This is a genomic window from Geomonas edaphica, from assembly GCF_004917075.1.
Lineage (GTDB): Bacteria > Desulfobacterota > Desulfuromonadia > Geobacterales > Geobacteraceae > Geomonas > Geomonas edaphica.
Window position 1 is genome coordinate 147,759 of the sequence record NZ_SSYB01000001.1, and the last position, 21,114, is coordinate 168,872.

General features: G+C 62.8%; 16 protein-coding genes. 14 read left to right on the forward strand and 2 right to left on the reverse strand.

Features of this window, described 5'->3' with window-relative positions:
* The first annotated feature begins 99 nt into the window (after window positions 1-99).
* The 9 genes from E8K79_RS00615 (at window position 100) to E8K79_RS00655 (ending at window position 11,298) form a co-directional block, all read left to right on the forward strand.
* Window positions 100-1,659, forward strand: a complete 1,560-nt coding sequence (locus tag E8K79_RS00615) for an efflux transporter outer membrane subunit (RefSeq protein ID WP_198419752.1) — start codon at window positions 100-102, stop codon at window positions 1,657-1,659.
* Window positions 1,656-2,723, forward strand: coding sequence for an HlyD family secretion protein (locus E8K79_RS00620; RefSeq protein ID WP_136513005.1), 1,068 nt, complete (start codon window positions 1,656-1,658; stop codon window positions 2,721-2,723). The genes E8K79_RS00615 and E8K79_RS00620 overlap by 4 nt, the downstream gene beginning before the upstream one ends.
* On the forward strand, window positions 2,720-5,500 hold the full coding sequence (gene rbbA, locus E8K79_RS00625; protein ID WP_136513006.1) for a ribosome-associated ATPase/putative transporter RbbA: 2,781 nt from the start codon (window positions 2,720-2,722) through the stop codon (window positions 5,498-5,500). Before E8K79_RS00620 ends, rbbA begins: the two co-directional genes overlap by 4 nt.
* A gap of 2 nt (window positions 5,501-5,502) precedes the next feature.
* Window positions 5,503-6,624: an ABC transporter permease gene (locus tag E8K79_RS00630; RefSeq protein ID WP_136513007.1), complete on the forward strand. Its 1,122-nt coding sequence runs from the start codon at window positions 5,503-5,505 to the stop codon at window positions 6,622-6,624.
* A 73-nt stretch (window positions 6,625-6,697) separates the two neighbouring features.
* Entirely contained in the window at window positions 6,698-7,690 is a 993-nt protein-coding gene (locus tag E8K79_RS00635; protein ID WP_136513008.1) for a TAXI family TRAP transporter solute-binding subunit, read from the forward strand.
* A gap of 21 nt (window positions 7,691-7,711) precedes the next feature.
* Window positions 7,712-8,998 (forward strand): alpha/beta fold hydrolase, encoded by a 1,287-nt coding sequence (locus tag E8K79_RS00640; RefSeq protein ID WP_246043652.1) that lies wholly within the window; start codon window positions 7,712-7,714, stop codon window positions 8,996-8,998.
* A gap of 2 nt (window positions 8,999-9,000) precedes the next feature.
* A complete protein-coding gene (locus tag E8K79_RS00645; RefSeq protein WP_136513009.1) occupies window positions 9,001-9,825 on the forward strand; it encodes an MlaA family lipoprotein in 825 nt (274 codons plus the stop codon).
* Between the two features lie 20 nt (window positions 9,826-9,845).
* The gene (locus tag E8K79_RS00650) at window positions 9,846-10,814 is read left to right on the forward strand and encodes a hypothetical protein (protein ID WP_136513010.1); all 969 of its coding nucleotides are present in this window, start codon (window positions 9,846-9,848) and stop codon (window positions 10,812-10,814) included.
* A 172-nt stretch (window positions 10,815-10,986) separates the two neighbouring features.
* Window positions 10,987-11,298 (forward strand): hypothetical protein, encoded by a 312-nt coding sequence (locus tag E8K79_RS00655; protein WP_135870216.1) that lies wholly within the window; start codon window positions 10,987-10,989, stop codon window positions 11,296-11,298.
* 108 nt (window positions 11,299-11,406) lie between these two features.
* Here the strand turns inward: E8K79_RS00655 and E8K79_RS00660 are convergent, their stop codons facing one another.
* On the reverse strand, window positions 11,407-12,063 hold the full coding sequence (locus E8K79_RS00660; protein ID WP_136513011.1) for a hypothetical protein: 657 nt from the start codon (window positions 12,061-12,063) through the stop codon (window positions 11,407-11,409).
* 813 nt (window positions 12,064-12,876) lie between these two features.
* The gene (locus tag E8K79_RS00665) at window positions 12,877-14,748 is read right to left on the reverse strand and encodes a cytochrome c3 family protein (protein ID WP_136513012.1); all 1,872 of its coding nucleotides are present in this window, start codon (window positions 14,746-14,748) and stop codon (window positions 12,877-12,879) included.
* 228 nt (window positions 14,749-14,976) lie between these two features.
* Here E8K79_RS00665 and E8K79_RS00670 point away from each other — a divergent pair, with 228 nt between their 5' ends.
* From E8K79_RS00670 to E8K79_RS00690, 5 genes are read left to right on the forward strand one after another with little or no spacing between them, the layout of a single operon-like run.
* Window positions 14,977-16,404, forward strand: a complete 1,428-nt coding sequence (locus E8K79_RS00670) for an efflux transporter outer membrane subunit (protein ID WP_136513013.1) — start codon at window positions 14,977-14,979, stop codon at window positions 16,402-16,404.
* A gap of 20 nt (window positions 16,405-16,424) precedes the next feature.
* The gene (locus tag E8K79_RS00675; protein ID WP_246043654.1) at window positions 16,425-17,702 is read left to right on the forward strand and encodes an efflux RND transporter periplasmic adaptor subunit; all 1,278 of its coding nucleotides are present in this window, start codon (window positions 16,425-16,427) and stop codon (window positions 17,700-17,702) included.
* Window positions 17,699-18,403 (forward strand): ABC transporter ATP-binding protein, encoded by a 705-nt coding sequence (locus E8K79_RS00680; RefSeq protein ID WP_136513015.1) that lies wholly within the window; start codon window positions 17,699-17,701, stop codon window positions 18,401-18,403. Before E8K79_RS00675 ends, E8K79_RS00680 begins: the two co-directional genes overlap by 4 nt.
* Complete coding sequence (locus E8K79_RS00685; RefSeq protein WP_136513016.1) at window positions 18,403-19,605, forward strand: ABC transporter permease; 1,203 nt, start codon at window positions 18,403-18,405, stop codon at window positions 19,603-19,605. Before E8K79_RS00680 ends, E8K79_RS00685 begins: the two co-directional genes overlap by 1 nt.
* A gap of 42 nt (window positions 19,606-19,647) precedes the next feature.
* Complete coding sequence (locus tag E8K79_RS00690) at window positions 19,648-20,982, forward strand: MATE family efflux transporter (protein WP_136513017.1); 1,335 nt, start codon at window positions 19,648-19,650, stop codon at window positions 20,980-20,982.
* Window positions 20,983-21,114 lie beyond the last annotated feature (132 nt).

The window sequence follows — 21,114 nt, forward strand, 5'->3', positions numbered from 1 at the left end:
GTTTTAAATAAGCGCCCTCTTGCGGCTATGAGAGACTTTCCCGCTCCATGGTGCTTGCTGTAGCTTGTGAAGAATTCCTTGTGACAGAGGAGCACATTCATGGCACAGAAAGAAGAGGGCGATCCACGGGAGCCTGAACTTACGCTCCGGGCGCTGCAACCGCTCGTCCGGAGCCTCCCACGCGCGGTGCATGCTTTCATGCACCTTCGCCGTCTCTTCTTCACCCTGGCCGCTATCGTCACGGCTGCCGCCCTTGCCGGCTGTTCCCTCAAGCCTGCTTACCAGCGCCCCGCGCTTCCTGTCCCGCAGCAGTATCCCGGTGTCTCAGATCGCGGTGCGGCTGCCGGCGCCCCTGCCTCATGGAACGTCTTCTTCACCGACCCCGAGTTGAAACGCCTTCTTTTCCTCGCCCACGGTAACAACCGGGACCTCCGCGTCGCGCGCGCCAAGGTCGAGGAGGCACGTGCCCTCTACGGCATCCACCGCGCGGACCTGCTCCCCGCGATAACTGCGGGCGCCGGTTACGAGCGTTCACGCACCCCCGCCGATCTCTCGGTCACGGGGGGAGCGATGATCACCGACGTTTTCAGTGCCGGTCTCTTCCTCGCCGCCTGGGAACTCGACTTCTGGGGACGCCTCAGGGATCTTAAGGAGGGCGCCCTCGAGACTTACCTCGCAACAGACGAGGCCCGCCGCGCCGTGCAGGTAAGCCTTACCACCCAGGTCGCCCAGAGCTACCTGCAGGAGCGCGAGCTGGCGGAAAGGGTATCCCTTGCCGAGGCCACCATCGCGAGCCGCGAGGAATCGTGGCGCATCGCCCGGCGCCGTTACGAGGTCGGCTCCGCTTCGAAGCTCGACGCGGTGCAGGCCGAGACCCTCCTGAACCAGGCGCGGGCCGAACTGAGCGGTCTCAAACGCCTGCGCGATCTCAACCTGAACGCGCTGGGTCTGCTGGTCGGACGGGAGGTGCACCTCGATCCGCTTCCCCTATCCACCGTGGAGGAGAGGTTCCTCGCCGAAATCCCGCCCGGGCTCCCCTCCGAGCTCCTCCTTTACCGCCCCGACGTCATCGCCGCCGAGCACGAACTAAAATCGGCCAACGCGGCCATAGGTGCGGCGCGCGCCGCCTTCTTCCCGGCCATCGCTCTCACCGGCAACTTCGGCACCGCGAGCAGCGCGTTAAGCGGGCTCTTCGCCTCTGGAAGCGGCGCCTGGAGCTTCGCCCCCGCCATCTCCGTCCCAATCTTCCAGGGGGGGCGCAACGTCGCCAACCTGGAGCTCGCCCGGGCGCGCGAGGAGGAAGCGGTCGCCCAATACGAGCGCGTGGTGCAGCGCGCCTTCCGCGAGGTGTCCGACGCGCTGACGCAGCGGCGCTGGCTGGCCGAGCAGGTACAGGCGCAGCGGGCGACCCTCACGGCCCAGACGGAGCGGACGAGGCTTGCGCGCCTTCGCTACGACACCGGCGCCGCTCCCTACCTGGAGGTGCTTGACGCGGAAAGGGACCGCTTCGCGGCCCAGCAGGCCCTGGTGCAGACGAGGCGCGCCATCCTTGCCGCCGGGGTGGATCTCTACGCCGCCCTGGGGGGAGGTGGTGGGGAAGGTGACGAGGGGGACCCCGGTGCGGCGAGTGCTACGGGTGGGAAGGAGGTCATGCCATGAGGGGGTGGGGGAAGTGGAGGATCTTCGTCTTAACGGGCGTTTTACTGGTGCTGCTCGCCCTGGTTCTGTGGCAGCGCTTCGGCCGCAGCAACGGGGATGAGGGGATCGTGAGCGGCAACGGGCGCATCGAGGCGGTGGAGATCGACGTCGGACCTAAGAGCCCCGGCCGAGTGCGGGAGATCATCGTGCGGGAGGGGGATTTCGTCCGCTCAGGACAGACCCTCGCCGTCATGGATACCGAGGTGCTCGAAGCCCAGCACCGGGAGGCCGGTGCGCAGTTGGTGAAAGCGCAAAACGCGGTGCTCACCTCGAAAAGCGAGATGATGCAGCGCGCAAGCGAGAAGGCGGCGGCACAGGCGATGGTGGCGCAGCGGGAGGCGGAGCTCGCCCTTGCCGGGAAAAGGGTCTCCCGCTCCTCGACCCTCGCCGCCGAGGGGGCCACCTCAAGGCAGGAAGCGGACGACGACCTCGCCCGTCTGGAGAGTGCTAAGGCCTCGACCGCCGCGGCGCGCGCCCAGGTGGCGGCGGCCGAGGCGGCAGTGGCAACGGCTAGGCAGAAGACGCTGGGTGAAAGCTCCAACGTCGCGGCGGCACTTGCCACGCTGCAGCGCATCGAGGCGGACCTGAAGGACGCGGCACTCAAATCGCCGCGTGACGGTAGGGTGCAGTACCGGGTGGCCCAACCGGGTGAAGTGCTGGCCGCGGGTGGGCGGGTACTAAGCCTCGTCGACCTGAGCGACGTTTACATGACCTTCTTTCTCCCGACCGCTGCGGCCGGAAGGGTGGCGCTCGGTACCGAGGTGCGCCTCGTGCTCGACGCGGCGCCGCAGTACGTGATCCCGGCCCGGGTTTCCTTCATTGCCGATGTGGCCCAGTTCACCCCGAAAACGGTGGAGACCGCAAGCGAGCGGGAGAAGCTCATGTTCAGGGTGAGAGCCCAGCTCCCGGTCGACCTGCTCAAAAGGCACATCACCCAGGTCAAGACTGGTCTCCCGGGCGTCGCCTACGTGAGGCTCGACGAAAAGTGCCCGTGGCCCGAGCGCCTTAATAAGGTGGTCAGATGAACCGGCCGGCGCCTCCAAAAGAACCTGTCGGGGCGGACGCCGTCATCGTCGAGGACGTCACCTTGCGCTACGGAAAGACCCTTGCGCTCGACTCGGTAACCCTCGCCATTCCGGCCGGGCGCATGGTGGGGACCATCGGCCCGGACGGGGTCGGTAAATCGACCCTCTTCTCGCTCATCGCCGGCTCCCGCAAGCTGCAGACGGGGAGGGTGGAGGTGCTCGGGGGGAGCATGGCCGATGCCGCGCACCGAAGGCGCGTCTGTCCGCGCATCGCGTACATGCCGCAGGGGCTCGGCCGCAACCTTTACCCGACCCTTTCCGTGTTCGAGAACGTCGACTTCTTTGCGAGGCTCTTCGGCCACGGCCGCACCGAGCGCGAGCGCCGCATCGGCGAGCTTTTGAGCGCCACCGGGCTGGACCCCTTCGCGGGACGTCCAGCCGGGAAGCTCTCCGGGGGGATGAAGCAGAAACTGGGGCTTTGCTGCGCGCTGATCCACGACCCCGACCTCCTCATCCTGGACGAGCCGACCACCGGGGTCGATCCGTTATCGAGGCGCCAGTTCTGGGAACTGATCGAAAGGATCCGCGAGCGCCGGCGCGGCATGAGTGTTCTGGTCGCCACCGCCTACATGGAGGAGGCGGCCCGCTTCGACTGGCTGGTGGCGCTGAACGCCGGTCGCGTCCTCGCCACCGGGATGCCGGCGGAACTGCTCACCAGGACCGGGAGCCGGTCCCTCGAGGAGGCCTTCATCGCTCTTCTCCCCCCGTCGCAGCGCGCGGGGTACCGCCCTGTGCAGATCCCACAAAGGGAAGGTGAGTTCGCAGCGGAAACCGCCATCGAGGCCTCGGGGCTCACCATGCGTTTCGGGGACTTCACCGCGGTGGAGCGGGTCAGCTTCAAGATCGGCAAGGGGGAGATCTTCGGCTTCCTAGGCTCCAACGGCTGCGGCAAGACCACCACGATGAAGATGCTCACCGGGCTTCTTCCCGCGACCGAAGGGGAGGCGAGCCTCTTCGGCCGGCCCGTCGATCCCGGCGATCTCGACGTCAGGCGCCGCGTCGGGTATATGACCCAGTCCTTCTCGCTCTACACGGAACTCTCTGTGCGCCAGAACCTCGTGCTCCATGCGCGGCTTTTCCGCCTGCCCGAAAAGGCGATCCCACTACGTGTTGACGAGATGGCGCGGCGCTTCGGGCTGGAGGAGGTGATGGAAGCCCTTCCCGAGTCGCTTCCGCTCGGGGTGCGCCAGCGCCTCTCCCTGGCGGTCGCCATGATTCACGGCCCGGAGCTCCTGATCCTGGACGAGCCCACCTCCGGCGTAGACCCGGTGGCAAGGGATGCCTTCTGGCAGATCATGGTCGACTTGGCCCGTCGCGATCAAGTCACCATCTTCATCTCCACTCACTTCATGAACGAAGCGGAGCGCTGCGACAGGATCTCCCTGATGCACGCCGGGCGGGTTCTCGTGAGCGACGCCCCGGCGCACCTGGTGGAAAAAAAGGAAGCCGCCAACCTGGAGGACGCCTTCATCGCCTACCTGGAAGAGGCTTCCGTTGAGCCAGCGGCCGTGGACAGCGCCTTTGCACCCGATACTGTGATCGGCCCGGGGGGCGGGGAAGAGGGAGAACGCGGCGCCTCTCAAACCTGGAACTTCAGTCTGCGCCGCCTGCTAAGCTACGCGCACCGCGAGTCCCTTGAGCTCTTCCGGGACCCGGTCCGCCTCTGCCTGGCGCTTCTTGGCTGCGTGATCCTCATGTTCGTCATGGGGTACGGCATCACCATGGACGTGGAAGACTTGACCTTCGCAGTCCTGGACCGGGACCAGAGTGTCTTAAGCCGCGACTACGCGCTGAACCTGTCCGGTTCGCGCTACTTCAGCGAGCGCCCCCCGCTGCACGACTACCAGGAACTCGACCGCCGCATGCGCGCAAGCGACATCTCCCTCGCCATCGAGATCCCTCCCGGGTTCGCCCGCGACCTGCAGCACGGCAGGCCGGTCAGTGTCGGCGCCTGGATCGACGGCGCCATGCCCTCCCGCGCGGAGACGGTGCGCGGCTACGTCCAGGGGATGCACGCCCACTGGCTCGCCTCCCTGGCGCGGCAGCGCCTATCCTTGCCACCCGCGGCCTCTCTGGTCCGCATCGAGACCCGCTACCGTTACAACCCGGACGTGAAGAGCCTTCCGGCCATGGTCCCCGCCGTCATCCCGCTTCTTTTGATGATGATCCCGGCCATCGTCACCGCCCTTTCTGTGGTGCGCGAAAAGGAGCTCGGCTCCATCGTGAACCTCTACGTGACCCCGGTGACCAAGCTCGAGTTCCTGCTCGGCAAGCAGATGCCGTACCTGCTCCTCTCCATGGCGAGCTTTCTGCTCCTCACCCTCCAGGCGGTCTTCATCTTCCGCGTTCCCATGAAAGGGAGCTTCGCCGCCTTCTGTCTCGGGGGACTCCTTTACGTCGGTACCGCCACCGGGCTTGGCCTGGTCATCTCCACTTTCATGAAAAGCCAGATCGCCGCGCTCTTCGGTACCGCGCTGCTCACCATCCTCCCTGCCGTCGAGTTCTGCGGCATGCTGGAACCGGTCCGCTCCCTGGAGGGGGTGGGGGCGCTGATCGGCAGGGTCTATCCCACCACCTACTTCCTCCTGATCTCGCGCGGCACCTTTGGCAAGGGACTCGGTTTCGACGAGCTGAAGCTGTTCTTCATACCCCTGGCGCTCGCCGTTCCGCTCCTCATCCTGCTGGGGACGGCCCTCCTTAAAAAACAGGAGTCGTGACCATGCGTGTGGCGAACGTCTTCAACCTCGGTGTGAAGGAACTCTTCAGCCTGCTGCGCGACCCGGTCATGCTGGTGCTCATCTGCTACGCCTTCTCGCTCGCCATCTACGCCGCAGCCACCGCGATGCCGGAAACGCTCCACAAGGCACCCATCGCCGTGGTCGACGAGGACCGCTCCCAGCTCTCCACCCGCATCATCGACGCCTTCTATCCGCCGCAGTTCTCCCAGCCATCCCTGATAACCCGTGAGGAGATGGACGCGCGGATGGATGCGGGGCTCGACACCTTCGCCCTCGCCATTCCCCCCGATTTCCAGCGCGATCTCCTCGCCGGACGGCAGGCCGAGATCCAGCTGAACATCGATGCCACCAGGATGAGCCAGGCCTTCACCGGCAACAGCCACATCCAGACCATCGTCACCAACGAGATCGTCACCTTCCTGAAGCGCTACCGCCCCGACTCCGGGCAGCAGGTGGATCTCGCGCTCAGGGCGCGCTTCAACCCGGAGCTGAACAAGTCCTGGTTTGGTGCGGTCATGAAGATCATCGACAACATAACCCTTCTATCTATCATCCTGACCGGCGCCGCGCTGATCCGCGAGCGCGAGCACGGCACAGTCGAGCACCTCCTGGTCATGCCTGTTACCCCCTTCGAGATCATGACGGCGAAGGTCTGGGCCATGGCCCTCGTGGTCCTTGCCGCCACCACAGCGTCCCTCTACCTCGTCGTGGAGGGGGCGCTCGGTGTGCCGATAGAGGGATCGGTGCCGCTCTTTCTCGCAGGGACCGCGCTGCACCTCTTCGCCACCACCTCCCTCGGCATTTTCCTCGGGACCGTCGCGCGCAGCATGCCGCAGTTCGGCCTGCTGACCATGCTTGTGCTGCTGCCGCTGCAGATCCTTTCGGGAGGCACCACGCCACGCGAGAGTATGCCCGCACCGGTGCGCGGCGTCATGCTCGCCGCCCCGAACACCCACTTTGTAATGCTCGCCCAGGCGATCCTCTACCGGGGCGCCGGTTTCGACGTGGTGTGGCCCCAGTTCGCCGCGCTCTTTCTCATCGGGTGCGTGCTCTTTGCCATATCGCTGTCCCGTTTCCGCAAAACGATCGGAACCATGGCGTGAGCGCCGTGTGGCAGCGTGAAAAGATGGTATAACTAAGCCTTGTTGCCGATTTCCGGCTCAAAGGAGGGATCACATGCATTTTCGTCGGCCGCTCGCGCCTAGTCTGGTGCTCCTCGCCGTTGCCGCTTCGCTTTTTCTGCTCTCGCCTGCACCGCTTATTGCAGCACCGCTTCAGTCCCTCACCATATCTTCTGGTACCACAACCAGTTCCTACTATGCTGCTGCCAGCGCAGTCGCAAAGGTATTCAACAAAAAAGCGAAGGTGTACGGCTTTAGACTAGCCAACACTGCTTCGGCCGGTTCCGTTGCCAACATCGATGCCGTCGCCGAGGGAAGGGCCTACTTCGGCATCGCGGAGACCGAACTCTTGAAGCGTGCCGCAGCCGGGGTGCGCCCGTGGGAAGGTAGATCAAGAGGGAACCTGCGTGCCGTACTGGGACTCTATCCCGCCACAGTCACCATAGTCGCCGCCGTTGACAGCGGTATAAGAAGCGTTGCTGACCTGAAGGGGAAGCGGCTCGGCATAGGCGCACCAGGCTCAATTGACAACACCTTCGCCGGAGCGTTTCTGCAGATGTCGGGGCTCAACCCGGGTGAGGTGATCACCACCGAAAAGTCCACGGCTCTCGCCCCTGAGCGCTTGCAAAAAGGGGAGATCGACGCTTACCTCTGCATCGTCGGCCACCCCAACCTGACCGTGCTCGAGGCGAGTGCTGGAGCAAGGAAGGTCCGCCTGGTCCCCTTGAGCGACGAACTGATCGGGCAGGTGGCGGGGAGCAACCCGCTCCTTTCTCCGGTGGTCATCCCGACGCGGTTTTACCCGGCGGTGGAGTTGGGCGGAGAAGTGCGCAGCCTCGGTATCCGCACCGTCTTCTTCACGCGCAGCGATCTCCCGGATGAAAAGGTGTACGCCGTGGTACGCGATATCATGGGAAATTTCGAACAGTTCCGGCGCCAGCACCCGATCCTGCAGCAGCTCACCCCAGAGCAGGCCTCCAGGGTGGCAGTGATCCCGTTGCACTCCGGCGCCGCGCGTTACTTCAGAGAATCCGGCCTCATCCCTTAAGGCCGCTAGCGGAGGTTCATCGTGAAAAGTCTTCTGGTTCTGGCGCTCCTCATGATTCTTCCCGCTGCCGTTCTCGCGGCAGCTCCCGTCCCGCCAACCTATTTCTATCCGTTTGTGAACCCGTACGAGGCAACGGTGATGGAGCTTCCCCGCGAGTTCGAGGTTCGACTTCCGAGCGAGATCCCGGTGCGCGAATTCGTGGTGCACCCATTCCCGAAAAGGCACATCCCTGAGGTGTTCTGGTACGAAAACGGCCTCACCTGCTCCCTCGCTTATCAGGACCGGGAAGCCCCCCTTGTCTTCCTGATCGCCGGATCAGGATCGCGCTTCGACGTGCCGCGCATGCTCAAGCTGCAGAAAGTCCTCTATAAGGCCGGGTTCCACGTTATCTCGATTACTTCCCCAACCCACATGGATTTTGTGGTAAACGCGGCCAGCGGGCTTCCGGGCATCGCGAGTGACGATGCGAAGGACCTCTACCGGGTCATGGAACTCGCCTGGCAGAAGGTTCGGGGGGATGTCCGGGTATCTTCCTTCATGCTCGCCGGTTACAGCCTTGGCGGCTTCGATGCCGCTTTCATCGCCAGGATCGATGACCGCGAACACCGCTTCGATTTCAAGCGCGTGCTGCTCATCAACCCGCCGGTCTGCCTTTACGACTCGGTGACCGCCCTGGATCAACTCCTGGTCGACAACGTCCCGGGTGGCATGGACAACTTCGATGCCTGGTTCCGCGGGGTATTCAGCCAGACCATGCAGTTGGCCGAGTCGTGGGGGCCGGGAGGGCTTAGCGGTGAATCCATGTACCGAACCTACAAGCGGATGCAGCCAAGCGAGAGCAACCTCGCCGCGTTGATCGGCCTCACCGCACGCATGAACGCGGCGGACATGATCTTCACCGCGGACGTCATGAACGGCGGCGGCTACATCGTCCCCAAAAACGTGCGCCTTACCTCGACCACCTCGCTCACCCGCTACGCCATCGTCGCCTATAAGACCAGTTTTGCCGATTACTTCAACGAATGGCTCTTGCCGCACTACCAGATAAAAGAACCAGGACTGACGCGCCAGGCGCTCCTGCAGCGCGAGAACCTGCGGGCGCTGGAACCGTACCTGAGGGGGAACGCCAAGTTCGGCATGGTGCACAATGAGGACGACATCATCCTCGTCCCGGGTGACATCGAGTACCTGGAACGGGTGTTCGGCGACCGGGCCTGGATCTTCCCAAGCGGCGGCCACATGGGGAACATGTTCCAGCCCGACGTGGTCTCGGCGATAACCGGCTTTTTAAAAGGTAAGGAGGAGTGACCATGAAAAAGCACGCCCCCTGCAAAGGTTCCAATAACTTGCGCGGCCGGCGGGGAAGGGGACGCGCGCGTCTTCTCGTCGTTGCGGCAGGCGCCATCCTGGCGGCAGGCTGCAGCACCCTTCCTGTCACGACCGGGCCCGTGGAGCCGCCGCTGCGCCGTTACGAGGATTTCGTGAAGCCGGGGCAGCCCAACATGCTCGAAGTGAAGGACTCCGTGGAGGGGTTCAACCGGGGGAGCTACCGCTTCAACTATTACTTCGATGAGTACCTGTACCGCCCGGTGGTGCGGGGCTACGAGATCATCATGCCCGATTACCTGGAGGACCGCGTCTCGGACGCCATCGACAACCTCAACGAAATAACCAACTTGACTAACAACCTGTTCCAGTTCAAATTGAAGGCCGCCGGGGTCACGGTGAGTCGCTTCGTGATCAACTCGACGGTGGGCGTCGCCGGGCTTTGGGACCCTGCCACCCATTTCGGCCTGAAGCGCCAGACCGATGACTTCGGGCTCACACTCGGGCACTACGGAACCGGCGACGGTTCCTACCTCATGCTCCCGGTGTTCGGCGCGTCCAACGTCCGGGACACCACCGGGTTTGTGGCCGACCTTGCCACCTTCAATTACATCGGCCCAGTCGCCTGGGTGAACGACAGCACCGCCACCTGGGTCTATTCCGGCGTCTACGCAGTCGACCGCAGGCACCGCACCCCGTTCAGGTACCGCCAGACCGGCTCACCGTTCGAGTACGAGCTGATCAGGACCCTCTACACGATGAAGCGCGACTTCGACATCGAGCAGACCAAAACAAAGGACGTAAAGTGATCTAGAAGCAGGAGGAAGCGTTGCTCAGGTTTTTTCAGTCCATCTTCCGCCGCCCCCGCAAAGAAGGGGGCGGCATCCCCGATTCCCTCGTCATAAAAGCCATCGAGCGGGCCGTGGACGGCACCGATCCCTGGATCCGGGCCGTCTCCGGTTATCGTAAAAAGCTCCGTCCAGCCGTGCTGCATGCCATCGAGCACGTCGTTGCCCTCGTGGACGGTACCGCGTCCCCGCTTATGCTGGATGTTGCCGCCTACGACAGCGATCCCCACCTGCGCACCTATTTCATCTCGACAAACGAGCTGCGGATATTCCTGGAGCAGGAGCCAAGCCTGGCCGAACTGCGCGAAAGGCACGGCATGCGCCACGGCGCAACCGGGCTTCTGCTCATGCAGAAGATGGAGCGGGTGGGGCTTGGCGCCGAGATTTCCGGCGACGTCATCTTGAAGGACGTGCCGCAGGTGTCGGTCAGCTTCGAGGCGCACCGCCTCATGGACGTGAGCGGGAAGGAGGAGGAGACCCGGTACCAGTTGAAGCGCCGCGCCTACGACCACCTGCTGCGCATTGCCCTTGGCAGGGTCGCCGAGATCAAGACCAGGCGCGGCGGTCTGGAAAAGCACCGCGCTCTGCTGAACTCGAAGCTGTCACTTTTGCAGCGCGAGGGGTGGGGCTTCGATCCCACTACCGGTGAGAAACCGAATGTAGTCGAGGTGGAGAAAAACCTCGCCGATATCGAGGCGAGGCTTCTGGAAATAGGGAAGGACGACAAGATGCTCGAGGTATATCTCGGGGTAGTGGCCGACGTGCTTAGCCATGCCGAGGAGCACCTCTGGGTCGACAGGGAGACCTTGGTGGTCGACCGTATGGGGATAAAGCGCAAGGAGGTCTCCGCCGACGCCAGAGAGGTTCAGTTGGACGTACTGGGGGATGCGGAAGGGAGGAGGCTCGTGGTCGCTCTGGTCACCATCGCTGGTACGGCCGGCGGCGCCTAGATTCCTGAGGAATATGCTGCGAGTGTTGTCGGATATTCTCTACTCTTTTTGAGTGCAATCTTTTTGATGACGTGAAATCAGCCTGTTACGGGTTGGCATGCCTGATGCTCATATGAAGGCAGGTAGCGCGGATGTCGCTACATAAAACCAACTCAGACCAGGAGGATTTACTATGAAACGCAAATTGGCAGTGTTGATGGCGGTATCACTTTTCTCGGCAGCGGTTCCGGTGTGGGCGGAAAACACGACGACCCACGACATGATGCATCAGCATCAGGCCGGCGACGCCAACTGCGAGCGGGACTGCGCTCTTCTCATCAAAGACTGCAACAACCAGGTAGACAGCATCCAGGACAGGATCAAAAAGCTTCAAACGGCCATCAACGAGAAGGGTGCTACCACTTACACCCGCGATGAGCTTCAGATCCTGAACAAAAAGCTCCAGGAAGCTAACGAGACGCTGCGCCAGCTCACGAGGCACTAGGGGATCGATATCCGCCTCCGCCGTGGGGCGGATGAGGCCCGGAAAAGAAAGGGCCCGCTTCGATAGAAGTGGGCCCTTCTTTTGTTCACAAGGTTAATAAGGGGAGCGCTAGGGCACGACCACGAAGGTGCCGGTGCCTGAGTCGGCTTCCACCACGTAGCCGGTGCTGGTGAAAGTGAGACGTGCCCTTGTGCCGTTGCTTCCCGTGAAAAGCAGCACGCCACTATCCGGAACCCCTGACGCATAGGAGGTCGTGACCGGGCTCACCGTGCTGATGACTACGTAACCATGTACGGGGTCGTAATAGGTGCCGCTTAGGGTCATCGAAATGCCGCTGGCGCTTTGGGTCATGACCAGTTGGTAATTGGACATGCCGTAGGTCTTGTGGGTCACGTTATCGGTGAGGGTCATCGTTATGGTAGTTGTGATGGTGGATTCGGTGCCGGAGATTGCCAAGGTTCCCGCCAAGGTCACGCTCTCCGTTCCCGTGCTGGCGGTAACGTTGACGAAGGTCATCCTGAAGCTGGAAAGTGAAGCGGTGGACGTGTTGTATGTGGCGGAGAAATTCACACTGCCATCGATTAATGGCGCATTGGCGTAGCTCTTGTAGGAGTTGTAGACGATGGTGCCGCTAGCTGTACCGTTATCGCTCGCCGTCATTGAATAGCTTATCGAGCCGCTGTAACCGTTGATGGTGTCTTGGTCCGTGATAGTGGCATCTGCGACCTTGTTGGTCTGCTTTTGCACCGGCGATAAGGCCGACACGCTGCTCTGGAAAACGCGTACCACTTCGTGGAGCAGTGGCCCTTGAGTTACAGGGGACCCGTCCACCGTTTTTAATACGCCAAGGTTGGTCGCGATTTCGCCTCCCGTGTAGGCACCTATGGAAACGTCCTTTGCGTTGGCCTCGGAAATTTTAGCCGGGGCGATATTTCCAGTGTACCCGGACGGGGCAGTAGGGCCATTGTCACCATCTCCGCCACCGCCACAGCCTGCCATCAATGACAGCACCACACCTACAAAGAGTTTTCTGATCATAGATACCTTCAGGGCTGTTTTCTGAAACCTCATCACGTTCATGACGTCCTCCTTTTAGTTGGCGAAGCCAAGTTTCCTCACACACCTCCTTCTAGAACCATGCAGAGTTCACAGTTGCGCCCTCAGTTATTCCGTTTCCTTCTCCACCTGTTCCCACCCTAGACCAAGCTCTTGCTGACCTTTTCTTAGCCAGCGGGATGGTGTCCAGAAACCTGGTGTACCTCCTGCTGAACCCGTTGGTTGTGCTGCGGTTAACATGCCGCTGCCGCCTGGCACCCAAAGCTTGTTTTACTCGTTACGGCGTGAGCTTTTGACTGCCACGACAGAGCAGGACTATCTGCCGGTTTAAATGTATTAATGTTGCCGAGGGTGTCAAGGATTAGCTTGAATTAAAAAAGAGAAGGGTGGAAATCCCACCAGTTGGATGCGCCGGCCGCATACAGGGGCCTCGCAGGGGACAAAGAAAAAGGGCCCCCACCAGATTATGGTGAGGCCCTTTCTTTAGGTGTGCTTGCGCGGAAAATTTTGCGGCTTTAAGTCCTAACGTCGTGGCAACATTGAGATTGCCAGCTTTAAGTTGTGATAAGCGATACCCCTGAGCTTGGCTCCTTCGGGTCCCTTGATATTGGAGATTTGCGCAAGGAAATCATCGAGTTCCTTGCGTGCCGTGTCGGTTTTTTCTCTGTTGTAGGGCAGCGAGAAGTCGATCCCCTTCACGTCCCAGGCGTTCATCGGGAACAGGGCGAAGGGGGCGAAATCTTCCAGCTTCCGGTTCCCCGCCGGTTCCGGTTTGTCCCAAGTCTGGTCGGTGAACCTTAGCCCGTCCTTGTCGGCAAGCACCGTATAGCTACCCTTGAAGGCCTTCTTAACGTCGGTCTTCTCAAAGTAGTTCCAGGCTGATTTCCCCACCTGCACCGCTGAATCATGACACGTCCCACAACCGCGCGCTTTTCCAATGGCATGGCTCATCTTGTCCATCTGCACCCAAAGGATCGCCTTGTTGCCTGACGGAAGACCGCCGCGCGTTCCGACCCCGATGTACGCGTCGTTGACATCGCGTGCGCCGCGCACCGCCTCGAAAGAGGACGGCTCGCCGATCGCCGTGTTCCCCGGCACCTGCCGTTTGGGGATCTCGCGGAACAAGAGCCCCGTGGGGGCAAGCTCCATGGTCTGGTTCATCACCGCCATCGGGTAAGGCTTGACGCCGATCCAGCGCCCGTCCGCGTTCTTGATGATGGTGGGGAGGTCGCGGGTGCCGTAATACTCCTTGTGCTTGCCGTAAGGAGTCTCCGTTCCGAAGGTCACGCCCGGGCCCCAGAAGGTGTACTGGTAGGCGCCGACCACGGTCACATGGCAGGCGGCGCAGTCGACTTTGGCGTGGGGTGACGACTCAACTGCCTTGACGATTTCAGCATGGCAGTTTTTGCAGGAACTCCGTGCCTGCTCGGAACCCAAGTGGCCGAACTTGTGGTTGGTGGGCTTATGACAGTCGGTGCAGGTGACCCCGGCCTTGAAGTGCGCCTCCTGCGGAAGGTTCGGGGGGAAGGAGTAATCGCCGCGGAAATACCCGGCGCCGCGCCTGCGGTCCATGGGACCCGCGTGACAGATGGTGCCGCGACCGCCGCCGTAGCAACTGGTCGTGTCGGGACGGCCGAAGCGGTGGCTGCCGGTGCCTGCGTGCGGCTTGTAATGGCAGTCGTTGCACCCGGCGTGGCACATGTTGCAGGCGCGGTTCGATGCGTCGTTTTGCGCCTCGGAGTAGGGGACCGCGGTCTGCTTTTTCAGGTTGTCGTAGTTCTGCCCGAACCACATGCCGCAGTTCTGCGGGCCGGGGAGTTTCTCTGACCAGCTGCGGAACGACCTCTGGTGCTTGTTCAATCCCATCTCTGAGCTTGCATAATCCTTCACCTCCTGCTCATGGCACCTGCCGCAGGTCTTGCGTGCGATGTCTGGGGAAAAGGCGAAGGTCTTTGGATCACGGTCCTGCCAGTGGATACCCGTCGCCACTTTGGCCCCCGCAGCAGCCAACTTCGCCGGATCCCCTTCCGGGATGAGCGCCTCCATGTCCGACGAGCGCGGCAGAAGGGCCTTTGTCGCACCTGCCGCTTGCCGCGACAGTGCCTCGCCCTTGACCTTGGGACCCACCCCAACGACGAAGGGGCGCAGCATGCCGCGATGCGCCGCTTCCTTGTCCTTTTCCTTTCCCTCGCCTAGATGGCAGTCCACGCAGGTTGCCCCCGGCATGTTCACCTCGAGATCAACCTGTGTCGGATCAAGGTACATCGACTCGGCGCCAAGCGCCTTCAACCTCGCCTTGTCACTGTGACACACCACGCACTGGGAGTCCGCATCGTAACCCCACACCTGGGCCGATACGATCAGAGACAGTACGACGAACGCTGCGACTTTCATACAATCCTCCTTGATACAGACATAGATTTCCTCTGTGTCTGGGGGGAGATGTTACAGCGAATTCCCCAGTTGGCAATACGGAAACTGTTCCAGTGAAGACCTGCTGCGACGCAGCGTAAAGTTTTGTAAAAAACGGTAACCGTAGACATTTCAATTCTTTACAACGCCGTAATGCCATTGTCGCTATACTGGGCTGGCTTTTAAACGAACGATTACCTAGAGGATGAGATGAAGACTTCAACGCTGGCTCGCGCAGTTATAGCGTGCGCCGCCATGGGCCTCGTGGGGTGCGCCACCGTCGGCCCGAATTACGTCACCCCTGCGGTGAAGACGCCCGCCACTTGGCAGCAGCTTGATGCCAAGGGAAGCACGCGCACCACCGGGGGGGAGAACTACGACCTGAGCCGATGGTGGCTCTCGCTGGATGACCCGCTTCTTTCAGAGCTGATCGAGAAGGCGCTTTCGGCAAGCCCGGACCTGCGCAGCGCGCAGGCGAAACTGCGCGAGTCACGCGCTCGGCGCTCGGTGGCTGCCGCGGACCGGTATCCCGGCGTCACCGCATCGGGAAGCGCCACGCGCAGCCGCTCCAGCGAAAAGTCCGGTAGCGGCGCCACGGCAAATCTGTTCAGCGCCGGGTTCGACGCGAGCTGGGAGCTCGACATCTTCGGAGGGGTGCGCCGCGGCGTCGAGGCGGCAAGCGCGGACCTCGAGGCGAGCACCGCCTCGCTTGAGGACGTACAGGTGACCCTGGCGGCCGAGGTGGCCCAGAGCTACCTGGAGCTGCGCACCCTGCAGAAGAGGCTTGGCATCGCCCGCGACAACCTGGCGAGCCAGTCTGAGACGCTGCAGCTTACCGAGTGGCGTTCCCAGGCGGGGCTGGTAAGCGTACAGGACGTGGAGCAGGCGCACAGCAACCGGGAGCAGACGAAGGCACAGATCCCGGCGCTCGAGACGAGTCTTGCCGAGGCGGAGCATCGCCTTGAGCTCCTTCTGGGGGAAACGCCGGGAACCCTGCGGGAAAGGCTCGCCGCGGTACGGGAACTCCCCGCCCTTCCAGCCGAGGTCGCGGTGGGCATCCCGGCGGAGACGCTGCGCCAGCGTCCCGACGTAAGGGGCGCGGAGCGGAAACTCGCGGCAGAGACAGCTCGGGTGGGTGTCGCCGAGGCGGCCCGCTACCCGTCCCTCAAGCTTTCCGGCTCCATCGGCGTCGAGGCGCTGACCGCAGGCGGGCTCTTCGGCGCGTCGGCGGCCAAATCATCGATCCTCGGGGGGATCACCGCTCCGGTCTTCGATGCCGGCAAGCTGCGCGCTCAGGTGGAAATCCAGGACGCGGTGCGTGAACAGGCGTTGGTGGCCTACCAGCAGTCGGTGCTGACCGCATTGCAGGAAGTGGAGAACGCGCTGGTATCGCTATCGCGAAATCAGGAACGTGAGAAGGCCCTTTCGACTGCGGTGACGGCGGCGCGCAGTGCGGCGGAAATGGCGCGGCAGCGCTACGGAGCGGGCCTCATCGACTTCCAGTCCGTGGTCGACACCGAACGAAACGTGTTGAGTGTAGAGGACACCCTTGCCGCGACCCGCGGCGACAGACTCCAATCCCTGGTCGCGCTGTACAAGGCACTCGGCGGCGGCTGGCGCCACGAAGGAGAACAATAAAACCGATGAAGGATACGCACATGCAGCAGACAGATGGGGCATCGCTCCAAAACATACTGGAAGTCCGTACCGGCGCCTGGACCTGGAAACGCCGGCTCTTGATCGCGCTCATTGCGGTTATCGTCGTAGCAGCCATCGCGTATGCGCTGCGCCCTGCCACCAAGGAGACGGCGCTAGCCTTCGCCACCGAAGCGGTCCAGCAGGACACCCTGGTGGTGAAGGTTTCTGCGACCGGGAATCTGCAGCCGACTAACCAGGTCGACGTTGGGAGTGAGCTTTCAGGGATGGTGGAACGGGTGCTCGCGGACGACAACGACCGGGTGAAGAAGGGGCAGGTGCTGGCGCTCCTCGATCTCTCCAAGCTGAAAGACGCCGTGGTGAAGTCCGATGCGGCGCTCGCCGCCGCCCAGGCCCAGGTGCTGCAGATGCAGGCGACCACGGCGGAGGCGAAGGCGGCCCTTGCCCGCTACCGCCAGGTCTCCCAGCTTTCCGGCGGCAAGGTCCCCTCGAAAGCGGAGATGGACAGCGCGGAGGCGAACCTCAAGCGCGCCGAGGCGAACGAGGCAAACGCGCGCGCCACGGTGACCCAGGCCCGGGCGAACCTGCAATCGGACCGGACCAACCTTGAGAAGGCGAGCATCCGTTCCCCGATCAACGGCGTTGTGCTCAAGCGGAGCATTGAACCTGGGCAGACGGTGGCGGCCTCCTTCACCGCGCCGACCCTCTTCACCCTTGCCGAGGACCTCGCCAAGATGGAGCTCCAGGTGGACGTGGACGAGGCGGACGTCGGGCAGGTGAAGGTGGGTCAGCAGGCGACCTTCACCGTGGACGCCTATCCCGGCCGAAAGTTCCAGGCGGTGATCACCAGGGTGAGCTACGGCTCGCAGACCAAGAACAACGTGGTCTCCTACCTCACCGTTCTGCAGGTGGATAACAGCGATCTCAGCCTGCGCCCCGGGATGACCGGGACCGCCGAGATAACCACGGTGACGCGTGACAAGGCGCTCCTTGTCCCCAACGCGGCGTTGCGCTTCACCCCGCCCGCGGCCGAAACTGCCTCGAAGAAATCGGGCGGCGTGATCGGCGCCCTCATGCCGCGCCCTCCCCAGGCCGCCCCGAAGCAGGCCGCCGTGACGACGAAGGATGGTCTGCACCATGTCTGGGTGCTCAAGGGGGGAAGGCCGACCGCGGTGGAGGTGAAGACCGGTGCCAGCAACGGCAAGATGACCGAGATCGTCTCCGGCGCTTTGCAGCCCGGCATGCAGGTGATCACGGAAACTCTGGAGACGGCGAAATGAGTGCGTCTCCGCTGATCAGCCTCTCCGGCATCACCAAGACCTACGGCCGCGGCCACGCCGCCTTTCAGGCGCTGAAGGGGATCGACCTGGAGATCGACTCCGGCGACTTCCTCGCCATCATGGGGCCGAGCGGTTCGGGCAAGTCCACCACCATGAACATCCTCGGGTGCCTCGACACCCCGACGAGCGGGAGCTATCGCCTGAAGGACGTGCAGGTGGAGCGGCTCGAGCGGAGCCAGCGGGCCCTTCTGCGCCGGCACTGCCTCGGCTTCGTGTTCCAGGGGTTCAACCTGCTGCCGCGCACCACCGCGCTGGAAAACGTGGAATTGCCGCTCATCTACCGGGGCGAGCCCGCCTCGTCCCGCCACGAGGCTGCCCGGGCCGCCCTTGCGCAGGTGGGGCTAAAGGGGTGGGAGTCGCACACCCCGGCAGAGCTCTCGGGAGGACAACAGCAGCGCGTCGCCATCGCCCGCGCCATCGTGACCCGTCCTGAGGTGCTTCTCGCCGACGAGCCGACCGGGAACCTCGACACCCGCACCAGCCGGGAGATCATGGAGCTGATCGTCAGCCTGAACGAGAAGCTCGGCATCACCGTGCTCATGGTGACCCACGAGCCGGATATCGCCGCCTACGCCCGGCGCGTGGTCCATTTCGTGGACGGCTTTCTGGAGAGCGACGAGCGCAAAAGGGAGATTCTCTGATGTTCTGGAATACGCTTCTACTCTCCCTGCGCGCCATTCGCCGCAACCTTATGCGCTCCTTTCTCACCGTACTGGGGATCGTGATCGGCGTCGCCGCCGTGGTGGTCATGGTAACGCTTGGTAACGGCGCCACGAAGTCTGTCTCTGACCAGATCTCCAGCATGGGTAGTAACCTCCTGATGGTGATGCCCGGTCAGCGGTTCGGGCCGGGCTCGGACGCGGCGCCCAGCTTCAAGAGTGCCGACATCGACGCCATAAAGAGCCAGATCTCCAGCGCCGAGTGGGTCGCCCCGATAACCGGCAAATCGGCCACGACGGTCTACCAGTCCAAGAACTGGCCGACGGTGGTAAGCGGCACCACCAACGACTATTTCCACGCCGGCAACTGGGAGCTTTCCGCTGGCCGGATGTTCACCGACGCGGAGGAGAGGGGAGGGAAGGCTGTCTGCGTCATCGGCGAAACGGTGCGTCAGAAGCTTTTCGGGCGCCAGAACCCGGTGGGGAGCGAGATCAGGGTCAAGGAGTTCTCCTGCGAGGTGGTGGGGGTGCTTAAATCGAAGGGACAGTCCGGGATGGGCTCGGACCAGGACGACTCCATCATCATGCCGCTAAGGACCGTGCAACGACGACTGACCGGAACCCAGGACGTGAGCCGCTTCACCGTCTCGGTGCGCAAGGGAGCGTCCATTGACGCCGCCACGAAACAGCTCACCCTCCTTTTACGCGAGCGGCGCAAGATCGGCGAGAACGAGGAGGACGACTTCCGGGTCATGGACACCCGGCAGATCACCCAGACGCTCACGAGTACGACAAAGATTCTCACCATGCTGCTGAGTGCCGTGGCCGCGGTGAGCCTTCTGGTCGGCGGCATCGGCATCATGAACATCATGCTGGTCTCGGTGACGGAAAGGACGCGGGAGATCGGCATCCGTCTCGCCATCGGCGCGCTGGAGCGGGAGGTGCTCCTCCAGTTCCTGGTCGAGGCGGTGGTGCTCTCAAGCATGGGCGGCATCGTGGGGATCGTCCTTGCCACGCTTTCCTCCATGGCGCTCGCCCACGCCATGAACATACCGTACCTGTTTGACGTCAAGATCAACCTGTTATCCTTCTTGTTTTCTGCGGCCATTGGGGTTATCTTCGGCTATTTCCCGGCGCGCCGGGCAGCCGGTCTCAACCCCATCGACGCCCTGCGTCACGAGTGAGGCCGCCAAGCGAAGAACAAGGAAGGGCACGCTTTGTCGGCAATGAACCACGTACCGCGCCTGCTGAAACTGGCAGGCCCGATGATACTTTCCACCTCCGCAATAACCCTGATGCAGATCGTCGACGCCATCGTCCTTTCTCGGTACTCCAGCGAGGCGGTGGCGGCGATCGGTCCGTCGGGGCTCGCCGTCATCCTGTTTCAGGGCTTTCTCTTCGGCACAGCCGGGTACGCCGGGACCTTCGTCGCCCACAACCACGGCCGCGGCGACCTTGCGGGCGTGCGCAGGTCCGCCTGGCTCGGCATCCATACCTCGCTCATCTCCGGCGTCGCGGCACTGGCGTTTGCCTGGCCGCTTGCGCAGCTCTTCCTTTTAGCCGGGCACGCCCCGCAGGTCGCGCGCGACGAGACCGCTTACTTCGGGATCTGCATGGCGGGTTCGCTCTTCCCCGTGCTCGGTTCCGCACTTGCCGGTTGGCTCTCGGGCATCGGCAGGCCCGCCCTGGTCACCGCGGTCACCTTCTTATCTTTCGTAGTCAACGCACTGCTTGCCTGGGGGCTGGTCCTCGGGGAATGGGGGCTACCGCGCCTGGGAATCGCAGGTGCCGCTCTTGCCACCGTTTCAGCCCAGGCGGTCGCCGCTTTTCTTTACAGCGGCATCTTCATGGTCGCGGGAGGTTGGTCCGACCGTATCGCTAGGCGCCTCGCGTGGCCGGACTTTTCACGCTTCTTGAAACTCGCCATGCCGATGGGACTTCGCATCAGCGGCGAGCTCTGCGCCTGGACCCTTTTTCTCGTCGCGCTCGGCAGGCTCGGTACCGTGGAACTCGCCGCTTCCAGCATCGCCTTCCGCATCAACGGCATGGCCTTCTTCCCGGCCCTTGGACTTGGTCAGGCGGCAGGAGTCCTGGTGGGGCACGCCCGCGGGGCAGGGGAGGACGACCAGGTTCCAGAGATCGCGTCGCAGTCACTTATCGTCTGCGAGATCTGGATGTTCGCCATGGCGGTTCTCTTCGCTACCTGTTCGGGACCGCTCATGTCGCTCTTCGCCGGGACCGGGCCAGAAAGCGCCCGCATCATCGAGACCGGTTCTGTTATCATGAAATTCGTCGCCTTTTACTGCCTCTTCGACGCCGCCAACGTGATGACTGGGTGCGTTCTCTCTTCGGCGGGTGACACCGGTTGGGTCGCCCGTACCTTCCTCTACTGCTCGGCAGGTTTTCTCCTTTTGCTGTGGCTCATCTCCTGGCTGATCCCGAGCCTCGTCGCGGAATGGACCCTCGCCACCTGTTTTGTCTTCTTCACGGCTGTGGTTTGGTCGCTTCGTTTCCGCTCCGGTGCCTGGAGAAAGATCCAGGTGCTGCATCAGCATCACTAGTCAGAGCTTTGCTTCCCTGTTTCCCCCCCCGACTGATACGTCACTACCAGATCCTCCGCACCGGGTGAGCCGCATCCCGGTTGCGGCGGTCTTATCCGTTTCTGTTTTCCTACCTTATATGTCGACAATAGT

Excerpts from the sequence above, each read along its gene's own strand:
- E8K79_RS00615 (WP_198419752.1), top strand. The coding sequence starts at position 100 with ATGGCACAGAAAGAAGAGGGCGATCCACGGGAGCCTGAACTTACGCTC.
- E8K79_RS00620 (WP_136513005.1), top strand. The coding sequence starts at position 1,656 with ATGAGGGGGTGGGGGAAGTGGAGGATCTTCGTCTTAACGGGCGTTTTA.
- rbbA (WP_136513006.1), top strand. The coding sequence starts at position 2,720 with ATGAACCGGCCGGCGCCTCCAAAAGAACCTGTCGGGGCGGACGCCGTC.
- E8K79_RS00630 (WP_136513007.1), top strand. The coding sequence starts at position 5,503 with ATGCGTGTGGCGAACGTCTTCAACCTCGGTGTGAAGGAACTCTTCAGC.
- E8K79_RS00635 (WP_136513008.1), top strand. The coding sequence starts at position 6,698 with ATGCATTTTCGTCGGCCGCTCGCGCCTAGTCTGGTGCTCCTCGCCGTT.
- E8K79_RS00645 (WP_136513009.1), top strand. The coding sequence starts at position 9,001 with ATGAAAAAGCACGCCCCCTGCAAAGGTTCCAATAACTTGCGCGGCCGG.
- E8K79_RS00655 (WP_135870216.1), top strand. The coding sequence starts at position 10,987 with ATGAAACGCAAATTGGCAGTGTTGATGGCGGTATCACTTTTCTCGGCA.
- E8K79_RS00665 (WP_136513012.1), bottom strand. The coding sequence starts at position 14,748 with ATGAAAGTCGCAGCGTTCGTCGTACTGTCTCTGATCGTATCGGCCCAG.
- E8K79_RS00670 (WP_136513013.1), top strand. The coding sequence starts at position 14,977 with ATGAAGACTTCAACGCTGGCTCGCGCAGTTATAGCGTGCGCCGCCATG.
- E8K79_RS00675 (WP_246043654.1), top strand. The coding sequence starts at position 16,425 with ATGCAGCAGACAGATGGGGCATCGCTCCAAAACATACTGGAAGTCCGT.
- E8K79_RS00680 (WP_136513015.1), top strand. The coding sequence starts at position 17,699 with ATGAGTGCGTCTCCGCTGATCAGCCTCTCCGGCATCACCAAGACCTAC.
- E8K79_RS00685 (WP_136513016.1), top strand. The coding sequence starts at position 18,403 with ATGTTCTGGAATACGCTTCTACTCTCCCTGCGCGCCATTCGCCGCAAC.
- E8K79_RS00690 (WP_136513017.1), top strand. The coding sequence starts at position 19,648 with ATGAACCACGTACCGCGCCTGCTGAAACTGGCAGGCCCGATGATACTT.